Source organism: Enterobacter sp. Ag1, assembly GCA_000277545.1.
In the GTDB taxonomy this organism is placed as follows: domain Bacteria; phylum Pseudomonadota; class Gammaproteobacteria; order Enterobacterales; family Enterobacteriaceae; genus Cedecea.
This window is the reverse complement of sequence record AKXM01000006.1, coordinates 106,328-128,380: the sequence shown is the minus strand read 5'-3', so window position 1 is coordinate 128,380 and position 22,053 is coordinate 106,328. Positions and strand designations below refer to the sequence as shown.

Here is a 22,053-nt window from a genome sequence, read left to right as displayed (position 1 = left end):
CGACGTTGATAGGCTGGGTGTGTAAGCGTAGCGATACGTTGAGCTAACCAGTACTAATGATCCGTGAGGCTTAACCTTACAACACCGAAGGTGTTTTAGAGACGAAAGATTTTCAGCTTAGTTCAGGATTAGATTGATGGTTATATGGAGATATAACGGTCAATAACAGAATTTGCCTGGCGGCCGTAGCGCGGTGGTCCCACCTGACCCCATGCCGAACTCAGAAGTGAAACGCCGTAGCGCCGATGGTAGTGTGGGGTCTCCCCATGCGAGAGTAGGGAACTGTCAGGCATCAAATAAAGCATTAACCCCGACCGAAAGGCCGGGGTTTTTTGCTTTCAGAGATGTGCAAAACAGCATAAAAAAGGCCGCGTCAGCGGCCTTTGTCGTTTAATGGATAACCTGAGACAAGAAAGCTCGCGTTCTTTCCGATTTCGGATGGGCAAAAAACTCTTCAGGTGGTGCCTGCTCTACGATCTCTCCACGGTCCATAAAGATAACCCTGTCGGCAACGGTACGCGCAAACCCCATTTCGTGAGTCACGCACAGCATCGCCATCCCGGATTCGGCCAGGCCAATCATGGTATCCAGCACTTCCTTCACCATTTCCGGGTCAAGTGCAGACGTCGGTTCATCGAAGAGCATGATTTTAGGCTTCATGCATAGCGAGCGAGCAATGGCCACACGCTGCTGCTGGCCACCGGATATTTGCCCCGGGAATTTATGCGCATGTTCAGCGATTCGCACTCGTTCGAGATAATGCATCGCCAGCGCTTCCGCTTCTTTCTTCGGCATCTTACGCACCCAAATCGGAGCCAGGGTGCAGTTCTGCAAGACCGTTAAATGCGGGAACAGGTTAAAGTGCTGAAAGACCATGCCGATTTCGGTACGGACTTTTTCTATATTGCGGAGATCGTCATTCAACTCTGTGCCGTCAACGACAATACGCCCCTGCTGATGCTCTTCAAGATGGTTAATACAGCGAATAGTCGTTGATTTCCCGGAGCCCGATGGCCCACACAGCACGATACGCTCACCCTGCTTCACATTGAGATTTATATCTTTTAAAACATGGAATTGCCCGTACCATTTGTTCACATTTTCCAACGTGATCATCGTGTCGGCAGCCTGCAGTGTCATTTTACTCATCATAATCCTTAGTGCGGCGTGCGGCCGGTGTGGAAGCGCTTCTCCAGATGCTGGCTGTAGCGCGACATACTGAAACAGAAAATCCAATAGACGATAGCGGCAAAGACATAGCCTTCTGTCGACATCCCCAGCCAGGCCGGATCGACAGTGGCTTGCTGTACGCTACTAAACAGATCGAACAGGCCGATGATGATCACCAGACTGGTGTCTTTAAACAGCGCAATAATCGTGTTCACCAGACCCGGGATCACCAACTTCAGGGCCTGAGGTAAAATCACCAGCCCTTGCATTCTCCAGTAACCTAGCGCCAATGACTCTGCTGCCTCATATTGCCCTTTGGGCAGAGCCTGCAGCCCGCCACGAACCACCTCGGCCACATAGGCTGACTGGAATAAAATCACCCCGACCAATGCCCGAATCAGTTTATCGATGGTGGTGCCTTCCGGTAGAAACAGCGGCAGCATCACGGAAGACATGAACAGCACCGTGATCAGCGGTACACCTCGCCAAAATTCGATAAACATTATTGAAAGGATTCTCACAACCGGCATGCGCGATCGTCTGCCCAGTGCCAGCACAATACCCAGCGGCAGGGCGCCTGCGATGCCGACGGAAGCAATGATTAGCGTGAGGGTTAATCCGCCCCAAAGACGAGTCTCCACGCGGTCCAGCCCCAGGAATCCACCGTACATCAAGAGCCAAACGAGGAGCGGATAGGCCACGGCCCAGGCGGCGATATAGCGACCACGGTGAGGAAGCGACTTCCAGAACATTGCGGCTACGGAAAGTAATCCAATGATCAGTGCAAGGTTGATGCGCCAGCGCAATTCGTGAGGATAAAGTCCATACATAAACTGCCCGAAGCGGTCGTGGATAAAGACCCAACACGCCCCTCCCTGAGTACAGTCGGCTCTTGTCTCACCTACCCAATTCGCCTGGAAAACCGCCCAGTTCAGAAGCGGAGGGATAAGCGTCCACATCAGCCCGAGACAAAGCAGTGTGAGCAGAGTATTCAGCCAGCTGGAGAAGAGATTTTTACGCATCCAGCGCCAGATTCGTTCCAGGTGGTTAGCTGCCTGGCGGGCGTCGTGCGCCGTTAAAACTTTAGTCATCGACATTCCTTAACGCTCGACGAGGGCGATACGGCGGTTATAGACGTTCATCAGCAGCGAAATAACCAGGCTGATAAGCAAATAAACGGACATCGTGATAGCGATGGTTTCGATAGCCTGGCCCGTTTGGTTAAGCACGCTGCCGGCAAACAAAGACACCATATCCGGATAACCAATGGCTGCTGCCAGGGAAGAGTTTTTGACGATGTTCAAGTACTGGCTGGTCAACGGCGGAATGATGACTCTCAGCGCCTGGGGCACAATCACCTGGCGAAGCGTCACCTGCTTAGGCAGACCCAGGGACAAAGCCGCCTCATGCTGGCCAAAGGGGACGGACTGAATACCTGAGCGAATGATTTCCGCGATAAAGACCGAGGTGTAAACCGACAGCGCCAGCGTTAAAGCCGCCAGTTCAGGGATAAGTACAATCCCACCGCTGAAGTTGAAACCGTGCAGAGCTGGAATATCCCAGTGAAGGGCTGCCCCGAAGATCAAATGCGCCAGCAGCGGAAGCACAACGATAAACGCGATCGTCACGGGCCAGGTGCGACGAATCTGCCCGGTTCTCATTTGGTGCATTTTGTTATAGCGGTACAGGCCCGCAGAAACGATCAGTGCGCACAGAATGGCAACCGCAAATGCCAGCAGACCTTCCCCCATAATCGGAGCCGGAAGAGACAGCCCGCGATTGCTCAGGTACATCAGGCCAAAGGCATCCAGAGCCTGGCGTGGGCCCGGCAGATTACGCAGCACGGCAAAGTACCAGAAGAAAATTTGCAGCAGCGGGGGGATGTTGCGAAATGTCTCTATATAAAAGGTAGAGAGTTTACGCACCAGCCAGTTATCAGAGAGGCGTGCCAGGCCCACAAAGAAGCCGATAAATGTCGCGAATACAATACAGAGAACAGACACCAGCAGGGTATTCAGCAGCCCAACAGCAAAGACTTTGCCGTAGGTATCTCCCTGATCGTAGTCGACAAGATGCTGGACAATGCCGAACCCGGCGGCGCGATCGAGAAAGGCAAAACCGGAGGTAATACCGCGGCTGTCCAGGTTGGTAATGGTGTTGTGAATCAAATAAACCGCCACGCCAATAACCAAGGCGATGGCGATGATTTGATACAGCCAGGCGCAAACCGAGGGGTTAGAAAAAGATAAGTCGGCCTTCACGGCTGGGCGGTGATGACGCATAAGCAAACCTCAGTAACAGGAACATAAATCTGGGGCACCGCAATGGGCAGTGCCCTGTTCTGGTATGTCGCTTAGCGAACTGGTGGGGCGTACTGAATCCCACCGTTGTTCCACAGGTTGTTCTGGCCGCGTTTGATTTTCAGCGGGCTTTGGGCACCGACGTTACTCTCGAAAATCTCAGCGTAGTTACCGACCTGCTTCACGATGTTGTAGGCCCACTTGTTGTCCAGCTTCAGGTCTTTGCCGAAATCACCCTCTTTCCCTAACAGGTGCGCCATATCCGGCGTGGTCGGGTTGGCGGCCATCTGGTCGACGTTTTTAGAATTAATGCCCATCTCTTCGGCATTCAGCATGGCGAACAGCGTCCAGCGCACGATGGAGAACCAGTCATCGTCCCCGCGGCGTACAACGGGTCCCAGGGGTTCTTTAGAGATGACTTCTGGCAGCACAAGCCATTCTGCCGGATTGCTGAGCTTGATGCGCAGGGCGTACAGCTGAGACTGATCTGAGGCCAGAGTATCGCAGCGCCCGGACTCCAGCGCTTTGGCCGACTCGTCTGAACGGTCAAAGGTGACCGGCGTGTACTTCATCTTATTGGCTTTGAAGTAGTCGGCGACGTTCAGCTCGGTGTCGGTTCCGGCCTGAATACAAACCGTGGCACCGTCGAGCTCTTTCGCGCTTTTGAGGCCGGCTTTATTGTGGGTCAGGAAGCCGATACCGTCATAGTAAGTGACGCCGGTGAACACCATCCCCATGCCCGCGTCGCGGGAAGAAGTCCAGGTGGTGTTACGGGAAAGAATATCTACCTCGCCGGACTGCAGCGCCGTAAAGCGCTCTTTTGCTGTCAGAGGCGTGTATTTGACTTTAGAAGCATCGCCGAAGACTGCCGCCGCCACGCCACGGCAAACATCCACATCGATACCGGTAAACTTGCCGCTGCCGTCAGCGTAAGAAAAGCCCGGCAGACCATCGCTGATTCCACATTGCACGAAGCCTTTCTTTTTGACGGCATCCAGCGTGGTGCCTGCATGAGCCTGATTAGCCATCGCAAACAGCGTGCCGGTAGCGACCAGAGTGGCGATCATCATCTTCTTCATAAATGCATCCTGAGTGGCAAAATTATCATTATTGGCGAAATGGCATCCGGGAGGTGCCAGATCCGTATTTGTGGCAAATGCCCGAGTCATAGTCTTTAAAGCAAAGGGGATGCCAGGTTTTTGCGGGGGCGTCTTATGAAGAAGAAGGCAGGTAGCCATGAAGGTATGGGCAAGAAAATGCGCCGAAATAGTGCAGGCCTGCAACTAACGGCGCATTTCAGAGCAAAATGATTCAGGTGTTGCAGGAAGAAGAAACAAAAAAGCGCGAGAGCCTCGCGCTTTGGTCGAGGGGAGAACTTATTTGGTGAGTGCCACGATACCCAGGGCTACGCCTGCCACTGCAGCGGTACCGGCGGCAATCGCGCCAGCGGTTTCCCAGTTATCCTGAGTGGTGCCTTTCATACAGGTATTGGTGTGCACCAGGCGCCCCTGGTCATCATAGACCGGTACGCAAGGGGAATCGGTCGCACAGCCAGCCAGAAAAGTAGTGAGCAACGTGACAGCGATGAATTTAGTCATTTTGAACCTCGGTTTTACCAATCGCCGGAACAGGGATTGCTCTCGTAGGTGCCCATCAAGGTACGAAGCTTTCACGGATGCTGCACCGGTGTGAATGTGGCTATTTTACCACTGCGACTCAGACCACAGGATCGAGGAATAATTGCAAAGCGTGTGAAGTGTAAACAAAGTGAAGGAAAGGGCGATGCAGCGATGAATGATGAGGAAAAACGTCAGATTCGGGGTGTAGAAAAGAGAAAAGGCGCTTTCCCATGCCGAGTCGCGCCTTTTCACAACACTAACTGATTAGTATCAGTTCATGCCGTATTTTTTCAGTTTCTTACGCAGCGTACCGCGGTTGATACCCATCATCAGGGCAGCGCGGGTCTGGTTGCCGCGGGTGTATTGCATCACCATGTCCAACAGTGGCTGTTCAACTTCAGCCAGTACCAGCTCATACAGGTCATTCACATCCTGACCATTCAGTTGAGCAAAATAGTTCTTCAGTGCCTGTTTAACCGAGTCACGCAGGGGCTTTTGAGTTACCTGATCCTGAGAGTTAACGGTGGAAACGGTCAGTACGTCAGAATTTACGCGTTGTTCGAACATAGTTCTGTCAGCTCTTTATTTCATTACGCAAGATTTTCGAAGTATGCCTCCAACGCCTCCAGCTGTTCGCTGGTATCCTCAATGGCGTTGAATGTGCGCCGAAACTGGTCATCTGGAGCGTGCTCCTGGAGATACCAGGAGACGTGTTTACGAGCAATTCGGTAACCTTTTACATCGCCATAAAAGCTATGCAGTTCCCGAACGTGCGAGCAAAGTAAGCGCTTCACCTCTGCCAGAGGCAAGGGGGGCAGCAGCTCTCCAGTGTCCAGATAATGCTGGATTTCCCGAAAGATCCAGGGTCTTCCCTGAGCCGCACGGCCTATCATCAGGGCATCAGCCCCCGTATAGTCAAGTACAGCTCTGGCTTTAAGCGGGTCAGTAATGTCACCATTCGCGATAATCGGAATGGAAACTTTCTGCTTAACTGCCCGAATGCTGTCGTATTCAGCATCGCCCTGGAATAAACAGGCGCGTGTGCGTCCATGAATTGTCAGAGCCTGAATCCCACAGTCTTCAGCCAGTTGGGCAATCTCTACACAGTTACGGTGCGCGGGCTCCCAGCCGGTACGAATTTTCAACGTCACAGGAACATCCACTGCCTTCACTACCGTCGTCACGATGTCCTTTACCAGACTCGGGTACTGTAGAAGCGCTGAACCTGCCAGCTTACGATTCACCTTTTTTGCCGGACAACCCATATTGATATCAATAATCTGGGCGCCATTAGCCACGTTAATTCGCGCGGCTTCTGCCATCTCTTCCGGTACGCTGCCGGCAATCTGCACGGTGCGAATACCCGGTTCATCCACATGAACCATGCGTAAACGGGATTTATCGCTCGCCCAAACTTCTGGGTTAGAGGACATCATCTCGGAAACGGTTAACCCGGCTCCCATCTCGTAGCACAGCGTCCTGAATGGTCTGTCAGTGATGCCAGCCATAGGTGCTGCGATCAGGCGATTTCTGAGCTGGTGGTGTCCGATGCGCATGAGTTAAGAAATGACCATACTGTGCCTGCAAGGCGGCGTATATTACGCATTTTTCACACGAGATGAAAGGCCAAACTTTGAACAATCCTCTGTCACAGATCAATGAAGCGGCAACAAATGCGGCCAGAATACGTAATTCATTCAATTAATCAGATGGTTAGGATTTTTCGTTTATTTCATGCTGTTTTAAATTTTCCTGAAAGTTAGCAGAAATATGCTGTCCAACAGGCTATTTTTACCAGATAAACCGCTGTTTTTGTGGTCAGTTTTGGGGTTTTTATGCGAACAATCTCTCATTTTTACATGTGGCTTGATCACTAAAACTGGCTGAAAACGGCACACGGCCCGATGTCCGTATGCCGTTATTTTGATCAGCCGTGCTTGCGGCCGGTGATACGGCACCACTCTTCTTTTTCCGCAACCGGGTCAAGCGTGAACTTATCGGCATAAGCTTCACATACCCCTTCGGCTTGGCTTGCCAGAACGCCGGAAAGGCCAAGTAAACCGCCCTCAACCGGCAGCACGCTGATTAACGGCGATAACTCACGCAAAGGGCCTGCCAGGATGTTAGCGACCACCACGTCGGCGCTCATGACTTCTGGCTGGTCTTTCGGCAGGTAAAGCTCAAGCCGGTCAGAAACACCGTTACGCTCAGCGTTATCGCGGCTCGCCTGAATTGCCTGCGGATCGATATCGATGCCGATAGCTTTTGCGGCCCCCAGTTTAAGGGCGGCAATCGCCAGGATCCCGGAGCCGCAACCGAAGTCGATCACAGTTTTGCCCGCCAGGTCCAGGCCGTCGAGCCATTCGAGGCACAGCGAGGTGGTTGGATGGGTTCCGGTGCCAAACGCCAGACCCGGGTCGAGCATCACGTTCACGGCAGTTGCATCCGGCACATCGCGCCAGCTTGGGCAGATCCACAGGCGGTTGCCGAAGCGCATTGGGTGGAAGTTGTCCATCCATTCGCGCTCCCAGTCTTTATCTTCCAGCTGTTCCACTTTGTGGTGGAAACCCTGGCCTAACAAAGGGCAGTGCTCGAGGATAGCGACAACTTCTTCCATGTCGGTTTCCGCGTCATACAGGCCGATAACGTCGGTATCGCCCCAAAGGCGAGTTTCACCCGGCAGCGGTTCAAAGACCGGCGTGTCGTGGGTGTCCTGGAAGGTGACGGAAACCGCCCCGCTTTCAATCAGCGCATCGCCTAAGCTTTCAGCGTTGCCGCCGGTGGTGTTAATTTTAAGTTGGATCCATGGCATGGCGAAACTCTTTATTTATCAGTAGTGGAAACAAGAAGGGGTTCCGGAACGTGGCGACCAAAACGGTTACCTATCAGGAACGCCAGCAAGCTGAACAGGAGCGAAGGCACAATCGGGTGGAAGCCCAGGAGCTGCAGGCCAAAACTGGCGAGCACCGCGTACAGTCCGCCGCCGACAATCATGCCGCTCAGCGCGCCTGCTGCGTTCGCTTTCTCCCAATAGAGGCCCAGCACCAGCGGCCACAGGAAAACGGCCTCAAGGCCCCCGAAGGCCAGCAGATTAAGCCAGATAATCATCTCAGGTGGTCGCCAAGCTGCCAGCATCATCAGAATGCCCAGCACCAGCGTCGTGGTGGTGGAAATGCGCTTCAGGCGGCGCTCCTGATGAATTTTAGTCGGACTTGCGCTAAGCCACAGGTCTTTCACGATCGTCGCGGAGGCCTGCAGCAAGTGGGCGTTCACGTTGGACATAATGGCGGCCATTGGTGCGGCCAGGAATAACCCAGCGGCCCAGGGCGGCAGAACCTGCATCATCAGCGTAGGGATAACCAGATCCGGCACCGTCAGGCCCGGGAGTACCGCTCTGCCCAGCGCGCCAGCAAGGTGCATGCCCAGCATCAGGATTGCGACCACAATGGTGCCTATGATGATGCCGCGGTGCACGGCTTTGCTGTCTTTATAAGAGATGCAGCGTACCGCCGTGTGGGGCAGGCCGATCACGCCAAAACAGACCAGTACCCAGAAGGAAGCCATAAACGTTGGCGTCAGAATGTCACCCGCGCCCTGAGGGCTGACGAGTTTCGGATCGATGTGTTCTAACGTTTGTACCGCGTTGCCCAGCCCGCCAGCGGCATGAACCACGCCGACCAGCAGCACGATGGTGCCTATCAGCATCACCATGCCCTGCATGGTGTCATTGAGCACGCTGGCGCGGAAGCCGCCGAAGGACGTATAGAGCGCGATGGTGATCCCGAAAATCAGCAGGCCAGTTTCATACTTTATACCTGCGGCGGTTTCCAGCAGCCGCGCGCCACCGATGAACTGGACGGCAATCGCGCCAACAAACGCGACCAACAGGCTAATGCTGGCAATCCAGACGACGGCCCGATTCTGGTAGCGAGCCTGGAGCATGTCATTCAGCGTGATGGCGTTATAGCGGCGCGCCAGGATAGCGAATTTTTTCCCGAGGATCCCCAGAGAAAGCCAGATCGTTGGGATCTGAATCATGGCCAGCAGCACCCAACCCAAACCGAACTTATAGGCTGCACCCGGGCCGCCTATAAACGAACTGGCGCTGATGTAGGTGGTGGTGAGCGTCATGGCCAGGACGAAGCCGCCCATCGAACGGCTGCCGAGGAAATATTCACTCAGAAAGGTGCCGGATGTGCGCTGGCGCATGGCATAAACGGAAAGACCAAAGACCGCGATCAGGTAGATAACCAGCACGGCAATCACTTCATTTTGCATGGTCATCCCCCAGAGGAATGTCGCGGAATAAGTATTTCACCATCAGCCAGCAAAGCAGGATAAACAGTAGCGGCACCAGCAGGCAGGCCATCTCGAACCAGTGCGGCAAGCCGGTGATCCCCTGTGTATTGTCAGGTAAGTAAGCAGCCACTAACCACGCGGCAAGATAGAGCAAGGTCAGCCAGAGCGCCCAGCGCGCTTCTTTATGGGCCTGAACAAAACGGTTGTCCATTTTTGTCCCTTGAGTTCGCAGAAAGCGGGGATTGTAACGCATCCATCCTGTCGGAGGATAAAAAAAGAAAAAGGCCGGAAATCCGGCCTTTTGTCGACATGTTCAACGGAAACTTAGTGCTGAAGACCGAGTTTCTTCTCCAGATAGTGGATGTTGGTTCCACCGTGCTGGAAGTTTTCGTCGTTCATGATTTTGGTCTGCAGATCGATATTGGTTTTGATGCCATCGATAATCAGTTCTGCCAGGGCGTTTTTCATGCGGGCAATAGCCACTTCACGCGTTTCGCCGTAGCAGATGAGCTTCCCAATCATTGAATCGTAGTACGGCGGTACTGTGTAACCGGCGTAGATATGCGATTCCCAACGCACGCCAAAACCACCAGGCGCGTGGAAGCGCGTGATTTTGCCCGGGCTTGGCAGGAAGGTGTTCGGGTCTTCGGCGTTGATACGGCATTCCACCGCGTGGCCGGTAACGTGAACGTCTTCCTGTTTGATGGACAGCGGCTGACCGGCTGCGATACGCAGCTGCTCTTTGATCAGGTCAACGCCGGTGATCATTTCGGTAACCGGGTGTTCTACCTGAATACGGGTGTTCATTTCGATGAAATAGAACTCGCCGTTTTCGAACAGGAACTCAAAGGTACCTGCGCCGCGATAGTTAATGTCGATACAGGCTTTGGCGCAGCGGTCGCCGATGAATTTACGCAGCTCAGGCGTGATGCCCGGGGCTGGTGCTTCTTCAACGACTTTCTGGTGGCGGCGCTGCATGGAGCAGTCACGTTCAGCCAGATAGATAGCGTGCCCCTGGCCGTCGGCCAGAACCTGAATCTCGATATGGCGTGGGTTCTCGAGGTATTTTTCCATGTAAACCATGTCGTTGTTGAAAGCCGCTTTGGCTTCCGCACGGGTCATGTTGATGGATTGCTCGAGCTCCGCGTCGCTGCGCACTACGCGCATACCACGACCGCCGCCGCCGCCGGAGGCTTTGATAATCACCGGGTAGCCGATGCGTTTTGCATGGGCACGGTTTTTATCCATGTCGCCGTCCAGTGGGCCGTCAGAACCTGGTACCGTTGGTACGCCCGCTTTTTTCATCGCGGTGATCGCGGAAACTTTGTCGCCCATCAGGCGGATAGTTTCAGCTTTCGGGCCGATGAAGATAAAGCCGGAACGCTCAACCTGCTCGGCAAAGTTGGCGTTTTCTGACAGGAAGCCGTAACCCGGGTGAATCGCTACCGCGCCGGTGATTTCCGCCGCAGAGATGATTGCCGGGATGTTCAGGTAGCTTTTTACGGACGGAGCCGGGCCGATACAGACCGTCTCATCCGCCAGTAATACGTGTTTCAGATCGCGGTCCGCGCTTGAGTGCACAGCGACAGTCTTGATGCCCAGTTCTTTACAGGCACGAAGAATACGCAGTGCAATCTCGCCGCGGTTGGCGATGACAATTTTATCCAGCATGTTCGCCTCGTTACTCGATGACGACCAGCGGCTCGTCAAATTCTACCGGCTGACCATTCTCAATCAGAATTGCTTTCACCACACCGGCTTTATCTGATTCGATCTGGTTCATCATTTTCATTGCTTCAACGATGCACAGGGTGTCGCCCACGTTAACTTTCTGGCCCACTTCCACAAACGCTTTGGCATCCGGGCTAGGGGTACGGTAGAAGGTACCGACCATTGGGGAACGTACGATGTGACCACTGACTTCAGCAGCTGCAGGGGCTTCCATTGCTGGGGTTGCGGCTGGTGCAACGGCCTGAGCCAGACCCGGCTGTGGCTGCGGCTGGTACATTGGCGCAGCGTAAGCCTGTTGCATCATTGGGAAACCAGCGTTTGCCGGGGAGCGGCTGATGCGTACAGACTCTTCGCCTTCAGAAATTTCCAGTTCAGCGATGCCTGATTCTTCAACCAGCTCGATCAGTTTTTTAATCTTACGAATATCCATGAGTGGGTTCCGTACTCTTTGTTTAGATGGATTTTGACAGGCGTTTTACCGCCGTCTGTAAAGCATATGAATAGCCGTCAGCGCCTAATCCGCAGATCACGCCGATGGCCTTATCTGATAGATAGGAATGATGGCGGAACGGTTCACGCGCGTGCACATTGCTGAGGTGAATCTCGATAAACGGGATATCCACCGCCAGTAACGCATCGCGCAGCGCGACGCTGGTATGCGTGAACGCGGCCGGATTAATCAGGATAAAGTCGACAGTGTCTTTGGCCTGATGAATTCGGTCAATCAACGCATATTCGGCGTTAGATTGCAGGTGACTGAGCGTCACGCCAAGGCTGGTTGCCTCCGCCTCAAGCGTGTTAACAATTTCTGCTAACGTCTGGTGGCCGTACTTCTCCGGCTCCCGCGTGCCCAGCATGTTTAGATTAGGGCCATTCAAAAGCAAAATGTGAAATTCACCCGACATCGTGCTGCCATCTCCTGCGATTAGTAGGCAATTTACAAAATATACCTAAGTTTTCCGGTTGTCACCTTTTCGAACCGAAAATGGTCGTCAGAAAAAACCGAAGTCGCACATTATAACGATTTCGTAGCATTTGGCAGCTAAATACTGGTCTTATCAGGGAAGATGATCAACCGATATCCAGTTAAGGATACCGATCGATGTTTATTCTGCGGAGAAGCACACGCTTTTTGGCTAGCGCCACCACTGGCGAAACTTCTTGTAGCGAAGTGCAAGAAGAATGATCGCGCCCAGCGCATAAAGCAAGGGTTGAGGGGACAAAATCTTAACCGACCAGAGGAAATGAATCGGTGCGAGGATCGCGACCAGATAGACGAAGTTATGCAATTTCTGCCAGCGGGCACCCAAAAAACGCTGCGCTCGCTGGGTCGACGTCACGGCCAGGGCCAGCAGGATAATCCAGCAAATGATACCCAGCGTAAGATAAGGGCGGGAAACCAGTTCCTGGCCAAGCAGGCCAAGATTGCTGATCCCTAGCTCAAGCAGGGAATAGCTGGTGAGGTGCAGCGTCGCCCAGACAAAGCACCACACGCCCAACAGGCGGCGGGTACGAATCAATAGCGGCTGTTTAGCGTAACGCGCGAGTGGCGTGACAAGTAACGTCGCCAGCAGCAGTTTGAGCGCCATTCTGCCGGTAAAATGCTGAATGTCTTTTGCCGGGTCGGCGCTAAAAAGTCCCTGGCTTGCCGCGTAAAACAGCCAGACGAAGGGCAGGAAAGCGGCCAGATGAAGCCCCACTTTCAGCCAGGTAATCTGTTTTACCGTCAGGCGCACTCAGAAGTTCTCCTTCAGGTTCAGGCCGCGATACAGCGAGGCGACCTGGTCTGCGTAGCCGTTGAACAGCAGGGTGGGCTGGCGCTTAACGTCCAGCACGCCGCCCGAGCCAATAAAGCGTTCTGAAGCCTGTGACCAGCGAGGGTGATCAACGTGCGGGTTTACGTTGGCGTAGAAACCATATTCATTCGGTGCGGCAAGGTTCCATGTCGTAGGCGGCAGCTCGCGCACCAGTTTTATGCTGACAATCGATTTAATGCCTTTAAAACCATATTTCCACGGCACCGTAAGGCGAATCGGTGCGCCGTTTTGCGGCGGCAGAGCTTTACCATAAACGCCCACGGTTAACAGCGTGAGCGGATGCATTGCTTCATCCAGCCGCAATCCTTCTACATAAGGGTATTGCAGCCCGCCCCCGATAAACCGGTCCTTTTGGCCCGGCATCTGCTCCGGGTCATAAAGCGTTTCAAAGGCAACGTATTTTGCGTTGCTGGTGGGCTCAACCATAGCGAGCAGCTTGTGAAGCGGGAAGCCAATCCAGGGGACGGCCATCGACCATGCCTCAACGCAGCGCATGCGGTAAATGCGCTCTTCCAGCGGGAAGCGCTTATAAAGGTCATCGTGATCGAGCGTCATGGGTTTAGCCACTTCGCCGCTGATTTTAATCTGCCAGGGATCGGTTTTTAGCCCGCCGGCGTTAGCGGCAGGGTCGGCCTTATCCAGGCCAAATTCATAGAAGTTGTTGTAGCCCGTGACTTTGTCTTCCGGGGTCAGGGCCAGTTTGGCCTGGTACTCTTCTGGCTTAGTGAACATCAGCGGTTTGCCGGCAGGTGCCGGGGGGCGATCGTGACCTTTGAACCAGGACAGAATATCGGCGTTGGCTGTCTGAGGGAGTGACAGGGCGGCCGCGCTGATGCCCAGCGCTTTCAGTACCTGGCGGCGCTTCATCATAAACACGGATTCTGGCGTAACGTCGGCTTCGGTGAGCCGGGTGACCTTTTTCATGACGTTCTCCTCGTAGCGATAGCCTAAGCATGACCGAGAGAAAGCGTTCCGGCGAATATGTCACGAAAAATTGAAATTTGAGGAGCGACAGGGCGTCGCTCCTCGGGCAAGGTTTAACGCACTTTTACCAGGGTTCTGCCCTGAGCGGCGTTATTAATGATATCGCTGGCGTACTTTGGCGCTTCTGCCAGGCCGATTTCGGTCGTCGCTTGCTGGTAGAAGGCATCCGGCAAGTCTTTCACGAGGCGTGCCCACGCGGCTGTGCGGCGATCCGGCGGCGTCATGACGGAATCCACACCCTGCAGGCGAACATTACGCAGAATAAACGGCATTACGGTGGTTGGTAGCGCGAAGCCACCGGCTAAGCCACAGGCCGCCACGCAGCCGCCGTAGTTCATTTGCGCCAGAACTTTCGCCAGCACTTTATCGCCGACGGTATCAATGGCGCCGGCCCAGAGCTGTTGTTCCAGCGGACGGGTTTCGGCGAACTCATCGCGGCCAAGAATACGGTCGGCACCGAGGCTGCGAAGGTAATCATGCGTACTTTCGCGGCCGGATACAGCGGCCACCTTATAGCCCAGTTTGTGCAGCAGCGCGATGGCGGTGCTGCCTACGCCGCCGCTTGCGCCAGTGACGACGATTTCGCCGCTTTCTGACGTCACACCTGCATCTTCAAGTGCCATCACGCAGAGCATCGCGGTAAAACCGGCCGTGCCGATAATCATCGCCTTGCGCGCATCTAAGCCTTCGGGCATTGCAACCAGCCAGTCACCTTTTACCCGCGCGGCTTCCGCCAGGCCGCCCCAATGGTTTTCTCCAACGCCCCAGCCGGTGAGCAGCACCGCCTGGCCTGGCTGAAAACGAGCGTCCTCACTGGTGAGCACTTTGCCAGCAAAGTCGATGCCCGGCACCATCGGGAAATTACGAATGATTTTGCCTTTGCCGGTGATGGCCAGCGCGTCTTTGTAATTCAGGCTGGAGTAATCAATCTCCACGGTGACGTTGCCTTCTGGCAACGCGTCGTGGTCGATCGTTTTTACCGCGGCCAGGGTTTGGCCTTCGGACTGTTCCAGGATTAATGCCTGCATGGGCGTTCCTCGGTCGGTAGCAATGGGAAAAAAATCTTAGCAGACTATACTCCGATACTGATGTGAAGAGCCGACCTGACGCAATAAATGCTCAGAAATTCCCGAGGGGTTTCGTTTGCCTGAGGTCGGCCTTTGCTATTTAATGCTTCCTCGTTTGGGGCCCATGATGAGTGTGGTTAATTTTCACTAACCGGAGTTAACACAGGGATGCGATTAACGACGAAACTTTCAGCCTTTATTACCCTTTTAACCGGGCTTGCGATTTTCGTTACGCTCTTTGGGTGCCTGCTAAGTTTCTATAACTCTGTTCACGACAAAACTCAGCAGCGCATTATGGCGGTTGCCACGATCGTTGATAACCAACTGGTCTCACGCTCACCCCAGGATCTGGTGGATCACTTTAGCGAGCTGATGATACCGGTGGATATTACCGAAATTCGCCTGATGGCGGATAAAACTTACCTCTTCCAGCACGTTTTACCCGAAGGCTATCGCCCGGCAGGGACGCAATATACCTACCGCACTATTAACGTCGCGTTGATGAAGCACCCAGGTATGACGCTGCAGCTGACTTATCTCGACCCGATTGCTGTCTACTATCACGCCATGTTTACCACGACGCCATTAACTGCGGCGGTCGCTTTTATGCTGGTGGTGCTCTTCCTGGCCGGGCGCTGGCTGAGACGACAGCTTTCCGGGCAAGAGCTGCTGGAAATCAGAGCCGGAAAAATCATCGGCGGGGAGCGAGGGGCAGAAGTGCGTGGTTCCGTGCATGAATGGCCGCCGCTGGTGAGCAGCGCAATGGATACTCTACTTTCGGACCTGCAAAGCGCCAGCGAGCAGCGAAGCCGCGTGGATACCCTCATCAGGGCATTTGCCGCCCAGGACATTAAAACCGGCCTCAATAATCGTTTGTTCTTTGATAACCAACTGGCCACGCTGCTGGAAGGCCAGGAGCAAGTCGGTGCTCACGGCGTGGTGATGATGATTCGCCTGCCTGATTTCGAGCTATTAAAAGAGACCTGGGGCAACGGCCCGGTTGAAGAATACTTATTCACTTTGGTTAACCTGCTCTCGACCTTTGTGATGCGCTACCCTGGCGCTTTATTAGCCCGCTATTTCCGCAGTGATTTTGCGGTATTGCTGCCGCACCGAACGCTGAAAGAAGCGGATGGTATCGCCAGCCAACTCCTCAATTCCGTGGATGCACTCCCGTCAACCCGTATGGTTGATCGCAGCGATATGCTGCACATTGGCATTTGCGCATGGCGCAGCGGGCAAACAAAAGAGCAGGTTATGGAGCATGCGGAAATCGCGACCCGCAACGCCGCTTTCCAGGGGGCCAACAGCTGGTCCGTCTACGACGATAAGCTCCCTGAACAGGGCCGGGGCAACGTGAAATGGCGCACTTTGCTTGAGCAGGTCCTCAAGCAGGGCGGCCCGCGCTTTTACCAGAAACCCGCGGTTGATAAGCATGGGGTGGTTCACCACCGTGAAATCATGTGCCGTATCTTCGACGGTGAGCAGGAAGTTTTGTCGGCTGAATACATGCCGATGGTCAGGCAATTTGGTTTATCCGAACAATATGATCGGCAGATCGTGTCCAGGCTGTTGCCGCTGCTAAACTTCTGGCCGGAAGAAACCCTTGCCATTCAAATTACCGTTGACTCGCTGATCCGCGCCCCTTTCCAGCGCTGGCTGCGTGATTCGCTGATGCAGTGCGAAAAATCGAAGCGCGCACGGATTATTTTTGAACTTGCTGAGGCAGATGTCTGTCAACACATCAGCCGATTGCAACATGTTGTAAGGTTAATCACTGCATTAGGGGCAAGGGTTGTGATTATCCAGGCGGGATTAACGGTCGTCAGCACAACTTATATAAAAGAGCTGGATGTGGAGTTAATTAAGCTGCATCCGGGTCTGGTCAGAAACATCGGCAAGCGTACCGAAAACCAGCTTTTTGTGAAGAGCCTGGTTGAAGCCTGTAACGGGACGCGAATCCATGTTTTTGCCACAGGAGTGAGGACCCGCGGCGAGTGGCAGACGCTGATTGATAACGGGGTTGCGGGGGCGCAGGGCGATTTTATCGCCGCATCTCAGCCGCTTGACAGTAATGTGAAAAAATATTCACAAAGATACTCGGTTTAACCTGCCGTTTGCCATTATTTCACGTAGAATAACGCGCGCTGCATCTCAAGGGGGCTAGTCAGCCTGCCAGCCAGATTGTCGCAGCCGTTATGAACCGGTTTGCTGCTGTTAGCTGTTCGTTTATTCTACCGCGTTTGCCGCATTTCTGAACGCCATGTAGGAAGACGTTTCAAAAGTGTTACAGCCGTAGTGAACTGCACTATTTTTCACCGTTGCAGAACATTTTTGCGCCTTGTCGCTGTAGCGTGTGGTTGGTAAAGTAAGCGGATTTTGTATCCGCCCCAGCTTTCAGGATTATCCCTTAGTATGTTGAAAAAATTTCGTGGCATGTTTTCCAATGACCTGTCCATTGACCTGGGTACTGCGAATACCCTGATTTATGTGAAAGGACAAGGCATCGTACTGAATGAGCCCTCCGTTGTGGCCATTCGCCAGGACCGCGCCGGCTCGCCAAAAAGCGTTGCGGCCGTAGGCCATGATGCTAAACAGATGCTGGGCCGTACCCCGGGCAACATCGCGGCTATTCGTCCGATGAAAGACGGCGTTATCGCTGACTTCTTCGTGACTGAGAAAATGCTGCAGCACTTTATCAAACAGGTTCACAGCAACAGTTTCATGCGCCCAAGCCCGCGCGTGCTGGTGTGTGTGCCGGTAGGTGCTACCCAGGTTGAACGCCGTGCTATTCGTGAATCCGCACAGGGTGCAGGCGCACGTGAAGTGTTCCTGATTGAAGAACCTATGGCTGCGGCAATTGGCGCAGGCTTGCCGGTATCTGAAGCAACCGGCTCCATGGTTGTGGATATCGGTGGCGGTACCACCGAAGTGGCCGTTATCTCCCTGAACGGCGTGGTTTACTCCTCTTCCGTACGTATCGGCGGTGACCGCTTCGATGAAGCTATCATTAACTATGTGCGCCGTAACTACGGTTCACTGATTGGTGAAGCGACCGCGGAACGTATCAAACACGAAATCGGTTCTGCCTACCCGGGCGATGAAGTGCGTGAGATCGAAGTTCGCGGCCGTAACCTGGCTGAAGGTGTGCCACGCGGCTTCACCCTGAACTCTAACGAAATCCTCGAAGCATTGCAGGAGCCACTGACCGGTATTGTTAGCGCGGTGATGGTTGCGCTGGAACAGTGCCCGCCAGAGCTGGCATCCGATATCTCCGAGCGCGGTATGGTTCTGACCGGCGGTGGCGCATTGCTGCGTAACCTCGATCGCCTGCTGATGGAAGAGACGGGTATCCCGGTAGTAGTTGCAGAAGATCCACTGACCTGTGTTGCCCGCGGCGGCGGCAAGGCACTGGAAATGATCGACATGCACGGCGGCGACTTGTTTAGCGAAGAGTAACAGCCACAGGCCAGGGGGAGCTTTGCGCTGCCCCTGCTTGCTGGTTTGGGAATACGCATAGCCTATGAAGCCAATTTTTAGCCGTGGCCCGTCGCTACAGATTCGCCTTATTTTGGCGGTGCTGGTGGCGCTTGGTGTCATTATCGCCGACAGTCGCCTCGGTATGTTCAGCCAGATTCGAACATACATGGATACAGCCGTCAGTCCTTTCTATTTTGTCTCTAATGGTCCCCGTGAATTACTCGACAGCGTGTCTCAAACGCTGGCCTCGCGCGACCAGCTTGAACTTGAAAATCGGGTTCTGCGTCAGGAGCTAATCCTGAAAAACAGTGAATTGCTGATGCTGGGTCAATACCGGCAGGAGAACGCGCGCCTGCGCGAGCTGCTCGGTTCCCCGCTGCGTCAGGATGAACAAAAAATGGTGACCCAGGTCATCTCCACCGTTAACGATCCGTACAGCGATCAGGTGGTGATCGACAAGGGCAGCGTGAACGGCGTGTACGAAGGTCAGCCGGTTATCAGTGATAAAGGCGTTGTCGGCCAGGTTGTCGCAGTCGCGAAGCTGACCAGCCGGGTGCTGCTGATTTGCGATGCCACTCACGCGCTGCCTATTCAGGTACTGCGTAACGATATCCGCGTGATTGCCGCCGGTAACGGCTGCACGGACGATCTGCAGCTGGAGCATCTGCCGGCCAATACCGATATTCGTGTCGGCGATGTGCTGGTGACTTCTGGTCTTGGCGGCCGCTTCCCTGAAGGCTACCCGGTTGGCGTTGTATCATCCGTTAAGCTGGATACCCAGCGCGCCTATACCGTGATTCAGGCTCGTCCTACCGCCGGTCTGCAGCGTCTGCGCTATCTGTTGCTGCTTTGGGGCGCGGATAAAAACGGTTCGTCGCCAATGCCGCCAGAGGAAGTCCACCGCGTGGCTAATGAGCGCCTGATGCAGATGATGCCTCAGGTTCTGCCGCCGCCGGGTTCAATGGGCCCTCCTGCGCCGGTCCCAGCGCCAGCAACCGGTATCACACAGCCTGCTACGGGAGCACAGTAGTGGGAAGTTATCGCAGCCAGGGCCGTTGGGTTATCTGGCTTTCATTTTTGATTGCCCTGCTACTGCAGGTCATGCCCTGGCCGGATGACCTCAAGTTTTACCGGCCGGATTGGGTATTGTTGATTCTGCTTTACTGGATTTTAGCCCTGCCGCACCGCGTTAACGTCGGGACAGGTTTTATTGTGGGCGCCATACTGGATTTGATTAGCGGCTCCACGCTCGGCGTGCGCGCTCTATCATTAAGTATTGTGGCTTACCTGGTGGCGCTGAAATACCAGCTTTTCCGTAACCTCGCCCTTTGGCAGCAGGCGCTGGTTGTCATGCTGCTCTCGCTGGTCACAGACATCATTGTTTTCTGGTCAGAATTTTTAGTGATCAACGTCTCTTTCAGACCGGAAGTGTTCTGGAGTAGTGTAGTTAACGGTATCCTGTGGCCCTGGATTTTCCTGTTAATGCGCAAAGTTCGCCAGCAATTCGCTGTGCAATAAAAGGTAAACATGACTACGTTGTATCTGGCATCCGGTTCGCCTCGCCGTCAGGAGCTTCTGACCCTGCTGGGCGTTTCTTTCGAGCGCCTCGTGCCTGGCATTGAAGAACAGCGACAGCCGCACGAAAGCGCGGAACAGTATGTTCGCCGTCTGGCGCGCGAAAAAGCGCAGGCCGGGGTGGCGATGGCCGCCGAAGATTTGCCTGTACTGGGTGCGGATACAATCGTTATCTTCAACGGCGAAGTGCTGGAAAAACCACGGGATACAGAGCATGCCGCACAGATGCTACGTTTGCTCTCAGGCAATCAGCATCAGGTGATGACGGCAGTTGCTATCGCCGACGCCAGTCAGGTGCTGGAAGCGTTGGTGGTGACCGATGTGACGTTCCGCCGCTTATCCGAACAGGATATTGCCGATTATATTGCCAGCGGTGAACCTATGGACAAAGCCGGAGCTTACGGCATTCAGGGGCTTGGTGGCTGTTTCGTTAAAAGGATTAATGGCAGTTATCATGCAGTGGTGGGATTACCGCTGGTGGAAACTGGTGAGTTGCTGAGCAATTTTCACGCGCTGCGTGACGGACGAGGAAAAGATGACGGCTGAACTATTAGTCAACGTTACCCCATCAGAGACGCGGGTGGCCTATATTGACGGTGGCATACTGCAAGAAATTCATATTGAGCGCGAAGCGCGCCGCGGAATAGTAGGGAATATCTACAAAGGTCGCGTTAGCCGGGTGTTGCCTGGAATGCAGGCGGCGTTTGTAGATATTGGCCTGGACAAGGCGGCATTCCTTCATGCTTCTGACATTATGCCGCACACCGAGTGCGTCGCCGGTGAGGAGCAAAAGAACTTTAGCGTGCGCGACATCGCCGAACTGGTTCGCCAGGGGCAGGATTTAATGGTGCAGGTGGTCAAAGATCCGCTGGGCACCAAAGGCGCGCGCCTGACCACCGACATCACGCTTCCTTCCCGTTACCTCGTTTTCATGCCCGGCGCTTCTCACGTGGGTGTTTCCCAACGTATCGAAAGCGAAGCCGAGCGCGACCGCCTGAAGCGTATCGTGAATGAGTATTGCGATGAGCAAGGTGGTTTCATTATTCGTACCGCTGCGGAAGGCGTGTGTGAAGAAGATTTAGCCTCTGATGCGGCTTACCTGAAGCGCGTATGGACCAAGGTCAGCGAGCGTAAAAAACGCAATCAAACCCGCTACCAGATGTACGGTGAACTGGCGTTGGCCCAGCGCGTATTGCGTGATTTTGCCGACGCGGCGTTGGACAGAATTCGCGTTGATTCCCGCCTGACTTACGAAATGCTGCTGGAATTTACCGCCGAGTACATGCCGGAGATGACCAGCAAAATCGAGCATTACAGCGGCCGCCAGCCGATTTTCGATCTCTACGACGTTGAGAATGAAATCCAGCGTGCGCTGGAGCGTAAGGTGGAACTGAAGTCTGGCGGCTATCTGGTGATTGACCAGACCGAAGCGATGACCACGGTGGATATTAATACCGGCGCGTTCGTGGGCCATCGCAATCTCGACGACACAATTTTTAATACAAATATCGAAGCGACTCAGGCCATCGCGCGCCAGCTCCGGCTGCGTAATCTGGGCGGCATTATCATCATCGACTTCATCGATATGAGTAATGAAGATCACCGCCGCCGCGTGCTGCATTCTCTCGAGCAGGCGCTGAGCAAAGATCGCGTGAAGACCAGCATTAACGGCTTCTCCCAGCTCGGCCTGGTCGAGATGACTCGCAAGCGCACGCGCGAAAGCGTAGAGCATGTGCTGTGCAACGAATGCCCGACCTGCCACGGTCGCGGCACCGTAAAGACGGTGGAAACGGTTTGCTACGAAATTATGCGTGAAATCGTTCGTGTGCATCATGCCTACGATTCCGACCGTTTCCTGGTCTATGCTTCTCCTGCGGTGGGCGAGGCGTTGAAAAGCGAAGAGTCTCACGCGCTGGCTGAAGTAGAAATCTTTGTGGGTAAACAGGTCAAAGTTCAGATTGAACCGCTCTACAATCAGGAGCAGTTCGACGTCGTGATGATGTAAATGCGC

22 protein-coding genes and 2 rRNA genes are annotated in these 22,053 nt (G+C 54.2%); 8 read left to right on the top strand and 16 right to left on the bottom strand.

Annotated features, from left to right (window positions below):
* Both A936_RS04190 and rrf read left to right on the top strand, forming a co-directional pair.
* Window positions 1-78 (top strand): 23S ribosomal RNA (locus A936_RS04190); the annotation flags it as partial.
* A gap of 97 nt (window positions 79-175) precedes the next feature.
* A 5S ribosomal RNA gene (gene rrf, locus A936_RS04185) occupies window positions 176-291 on the top strand.
* A 99-nt stretch (window positions 292-390) separates the two neighbouring features.
* Here rrf and A936_RS04180 read toward each other — a convergent pair.
* From A936_RS04180 to acuI, 16 genes are all read right to left on the bottom strand, one after another.
* Window positions 391-1,149, bottom strand: coding sequence for an amino acid ABC transporter ATP-binding protein (locus A936_RS04180; RefSeq protein ID WP_008454928.1), 759 nt, complete (start codon window positions 1,147-1,149; stop codon window positions 391-393).
* A gap of 8 nt (window positions 1,150-1,157) precedes the next feature.
* Window positions 1,158-2,261 (bottom strand): amino acid ABC transporter permease, encoded by a 1,104-nt coding sequence (locus A936_RS04175; RefSeq protein WP_008454927.1) that lies wholly within the window; start codon window positions 2,259-2,261, stop codon window positions 1,158-1,160.
* Between the two features lie 9 nt (window positions 2,262-2,270).
* Window positions 2,271-3,452 carry an amino acid ABC transporter permease gene (locus tag A936_RS04170; RefSeq protein ID WP_008454926.1) on the bottom strand — a complete coding sequence of 394 codons (1,182 nt, stop codon included), beginning with the start codon at window positions 3,450-3,452 and terminating at the stop codon, window positions 2,271-2,273.
* Window positions 3,453-3,523: 71 nt separating this feature from the next.
* A complete protein-coding gene (locus A936_RS04165) occupies window positions 3,524-4,549 on the bottom strand; it encodes an amino acid ABC transporter substrate-binding protein (RefSeq protein ID WP_008454925.1) in 1,026 nt (341 codons plus the stop codon).
* A 297-nt stretch (window positions 4,550-4,846) separates the two neighbouring features.
* Complete coding sequence (locus A936_RS04160) at window positions 4,847-5,068, bottom strand: putative periplasmic lipoprotein (RefSeq protein ID WP_008454924.1); 222 nt, start codon at window positions 5,066-5,068, stop codon at window positions 4,847-4,849.
* Between the two features lie 291 nt (window positions 5,069-5,359).
* Window positions 5,360-5,656: a DNA-binding transcriptional regulator Fis gene (fis, locus tag A936_RS04155; RefSeq protein ID WP_000462905.1), complete on the bottom strand. Its 297-nt coding sequence runs from the start codon at window positions 5,654-5,656 to the stop codon at window positions 5,360-5,362.
* Between the two features lie 23 nt (window positions 5,657-5,679).
* A complete protein-coding gene (gene dusB / locus A936_RS04150) occupies window positions 5,680-6,645 on the bottom strand; it encodes a tRNA dihydrouridine synthase DusB (RefSeq protein WP_008454922.1) in 966 nt (321 codons plus the stop codon).
* Window positions 6,646-7,016: 371 nt separating this feature from the next.
* A complete protein-coding gene (gene prmA, locus A936_RS04145; RefSeq protein ID WP_008454920.1) occupies window positions 7,017-7,901 on the bottom strand; it encodes a 50S ribosomal protein L11 methyltransferase in 885 nt (294 codons plus the stop codon).
* Between the two features lie 11 nt (window positions 7,902-7,912).
* Complete coding sequence (gene panF, locus A936_RS04140) at window positions 7,913-9,367, bottom strand: sodium/pantothenate symporter (RefSeq protein ID WP_008454918.1); 1,455 nt, start codon at window positions 9,365-9,367, stop codon at window positions 7,913-7,915.
* Complete coding sequence (locus A936_RS04135) at window positions 9,357-9,599, bottom strand: YhdT family protein (protein ID WP_008454917.1); 243 nt, start codon at window positions 9,597-9,599, stop codon at window positions 9,357-9,359. The genes panF and A936_RS04135 overlap by 11 nt, the downstream gene beginning before the upstream one ends.
* A gap of 113 nt (window positions 9,600-9,712) precedes the next feature.
* Window positions 9,713-11,059 (bottom strand): acetyl-CoA carboxylase biotin carboxylase subunit, encoded by a 1,347-nt coding sequence (accC, locus tag A936_RS04130; protein ID WP_008454915.1) that lies wholly within the window; start codon window positions 11,057-11,059, stop codon window positions 9,713-9,715.
* A 10-nt stretch (window positions 11,060-11,069) separates the two neighbouring features.
* Entirely contained in the window at window positions 11,070-11,549 is a 480-nt protein-coding gene (accB, locus tag A936_RS04125; protein ID WP_008454913.1) for an acetyl-CoA carboxylase biotin carboxyl carrier protein, read from the bottom strand.
* 22 nt (window positions 11,550-11,571) lie between these two features.
* A complete protein-coding gene (gene aroQ / locus A936_RS04120) occupies window positions 11,572-12,024 on the bottom strand; it encodes a type II 3-dehydroquinate dehydratase (RefSeq protein WP_008454912.1) in 453 nt (150 codons plus the stop codon).
* A gap of 231 nt (window positions 12,025-12,255) precedes the next feature.
* A complete protein-coding gene (msrQ, locus tag A936_RS04115; protein ID WP_008454910.1) occupies window positions 12,256-12,855 on the bottom strand; it encodes a protein-methionine-sulfoxide reductase heme-binding subunit MsrQ in 600 nt (199 codons plus the stop codon).
* Window positions 12,856-13,860 carry a protein-methionine-sulfoxide reductase catalytic subunit MsrP gene (msrP, locus tag A936_RS04110; RefSeq protein ID WP_008454908.1) on the bottom strand — a complete coding sequence of 335 codons (1,005 nt, stop codon included), beginning with the start codon at window positions 13,858-13,860 and terminating at the stop codon, window positions 12,856-12,858.
* Window positions 13,861-13,973: 113 nt separating this feature from the next.
* The gene (acuI, locus tag A936_RS04105) at window positions 13,974-14,948 is read right to left on the bottom strand and encodes an acrylyl-CoA reductase (NADPH) (RefSeq protein ID WP_008454907.1); all 975 of its coding nucleotides are present in this window, start codon (window positions 14,946-14,948) and stop codon (window positions 13,974-13,976) included.
* A 207-nt stretch (window positions 14,949-15,155) separates the two neighbouring features.
* Between acuI and csrD the strand changes: the two genes are divergently transcribed.
* The 6 genes from csrD to rng all read left to right on the top strand — a co-directional run bounded on the left by csrD (window position 15,156) and on the right by rng (window position 22,047).
* On the top strand, window positions 15,156-17,096 hold the full coding sequence (gene csrD / locus A936_RS04100) for an RNase E specificity factor CsrD (protein ID WP_008454905.1): 1,941 nt from the start codon (window positions 15,156-15,158) through the stop codon (window positions 17,094-17,096).
* 306 nt (window positions 17,097-17,402) lie between these two features.
* Window positions 17,403-18,446, top strand: coding sequence for a rod shape-determining protein MreB (mreB, locus tag A936_RS04095; RefSeq protein ID WP_000913396.1), 1,044 nt, complete (start codon window positions 17,403-17,405; stop codon window positions 18,444-18,446).
* Window positions 18,447-18,510: 64 nt separating this feature from the next.
* Window positions 18,511-19,497 carry a rod shape-determining protein MreC gene (mreC, locus tag A936_RS04090; RefSeq protein WP_008454901.1) on the top strand — a complete coding sequence of 329 codons (987 nt, stop codon included), beginning with the start codon at window positions 18,511-18,513 and terminating at the stop codon, window positions 19,495-19,497.
* Window positions 19,497-19,985, top strand: coding sequence for a rod shape-determining protein MreD (mreD, locus tag A936_RS04085; protein WP_008454899.1), 489 nt, complete (start codon window positions 19,497-19,499; stop codon window positions 19,983-19,985). Before mreC ends, mreD begins: the two co-directional genes overlap by 1 nt.
* A 9-nt stretch (window positions 19,986-19,994) precedes the next feature.
* The gene (locus A936_RS04080; RefSeq protein ID WP_008454898.1) at window positions 19,995-20,588 is read left to right on the top strand and encodes a Maf family protein; all 594 of its coding nucleotides are present in this window, start codon (window positions 19,995-19,997) and stop codon (window positions 20,586-20,588) included.
* A complete protein-coding gene (rng, locus tag A936_RS04075; RefSeq protein WP_008454897.1) occupies window positions 20,578-22,047 on the top strand; it encodes a ribonuclease G in 1,470 nt (489 codons plus the stop codon). Before A936_RS04080 ends, rng begins: the two co-directional genes overlap by 11 nt.
* Window positions 22,048-22,053: the final 6 nt, after the last annotated feature.

Bases quoted from the DNA above. Each gene is read 5' to 3' on its own strand.
- A936_RS04160 (WP_008454924.1), bottom strand. From the start codon at position 5,068: ATGACTAAATTCATCGCTGTCACGTTGCTCACTACTTTTCTGGCTGGC.
- accC (WP_008454915.1), bottom strand. From the start codon at position 11,059: ATGCTGGATAAAATTGTCATCGCCAACCGCGGCGAGATTGCACTGCGT.
- panF (WP_008454918.1), bottom strand. From the start codon at position 9,367: ATGCAAAATGAAGTGATTGCCGTGCTGGTTATCTACCTGATCGCGGTC.
- rng (WP_008454897.1), top strand. From the start codon at position 20,578: ATGACGGCTGAACTATTAGTCAACGTTACCCCATCAGAGACGCGGGTG.
- A936_RS04170 (WP_008454926.1), bottom strand. From the start codon at position 3,452: ATGCGTCATCACCGCCCAGCCGTGAAGGCCGACTTATCTTTTTCTAAC.
- acuI (WP_008454907.1), bottom strand. From the start codon at position 14,948: ATGCAGGCATTAATCCTGGAACAGTCCGAAGGCCAAACCCTGGCCGCG.
- csrD (WP_008454905.1), top strand. From the start codon at position 15,156: ATGCGATTAACGACGAAACTTTCAGCCTTTATTACCCTTTTAACCGGG.
- mreB (WP_000913396.1), top strand. From the start codon at position 17,403: ATGTTGAAAAAATTTCGTGGCATGTTTTCCAATGACCTGTCCATTGAC.
- A936_RS04135 (WP_008454917.1), bottom strand. From the start codon at position 9,599: ATGGACAACCGTTTTGTTCAGGCCCATAAAGAAGCGCGCTGGGCGCTC.
- A936_RS04080 (WP_008454898.1), top strand. From the start codon at position 19,995: ATGACTACGTTGTATCTGGCATCCGGTTCGCCTCGCCGTCAGGAGCTT.
- aroQ (WP_008454912.1), bottom strand. From the start codon at position 12,024: ATGTCGGGTGAATTTCACATTTTGCTTTTGAATGGCCCTAATCTAAAC.
- dusB (WP_008454922.1), bottom strand. From the start codon at position 6,645: ATGCGCATCGGACACCACCAGCTCAGAAATCGCCTGATCGCAGCACCT.
- A936_RS04175 (WP_008454927.1), bottom strand. From the start codon at position 2,261: ATGACTAAAGTTTTAACGGCGCACGACGCCCGCCAGGCAGCTAACCAC.
- A936_RS04165 (WP_008454925.1), bottom strand. From the start codon at position 4,549: ATGAAGAAGATGATGATCGCCACTCTGGTCGCTACCGGCACGCTGTTT.
- A936_RS04180 (WP_008454928.1), bottom strand. From the start codon at position 1,149: ATGAGTAAAATGACACTGCAGGCTGCCGACACGATGATCACGTTGGAA.
- prmA (WP_008454920.1), bottom strand. From the start codon at position 7,901: ATGCCATGGATCCAACTTAAAATTAACACCACCGGCGGCAACGCTGAA.
- msrP (WP_008454908.1), bottom strand. From the start codon at position 13,860: ATGAAAAAGGTCACCCGGCTCACCGAAGCCGACGTTACGCCAGAATCC.
- mreC (WP_008454901.1), top strand. From the start codon at position 18,511: ATGAAGCCAATTTTTAGCCGTGGCCCGTCGCTACAGATTCGCCTTATT.
- fis (WP_000462905.1), bottom strand. From the start codon at position 5,656: ATGTTCGAACAACGCGTAAATTCTGACGTACTGACCGTTTCCACCGTT.
- accB (WP_008454913.1), bottom strand. From the start codon at position 11,549: ATGGATATTCGTAAGATTAAAAAACTGATCGAGCTGGTTGAAGAATCA.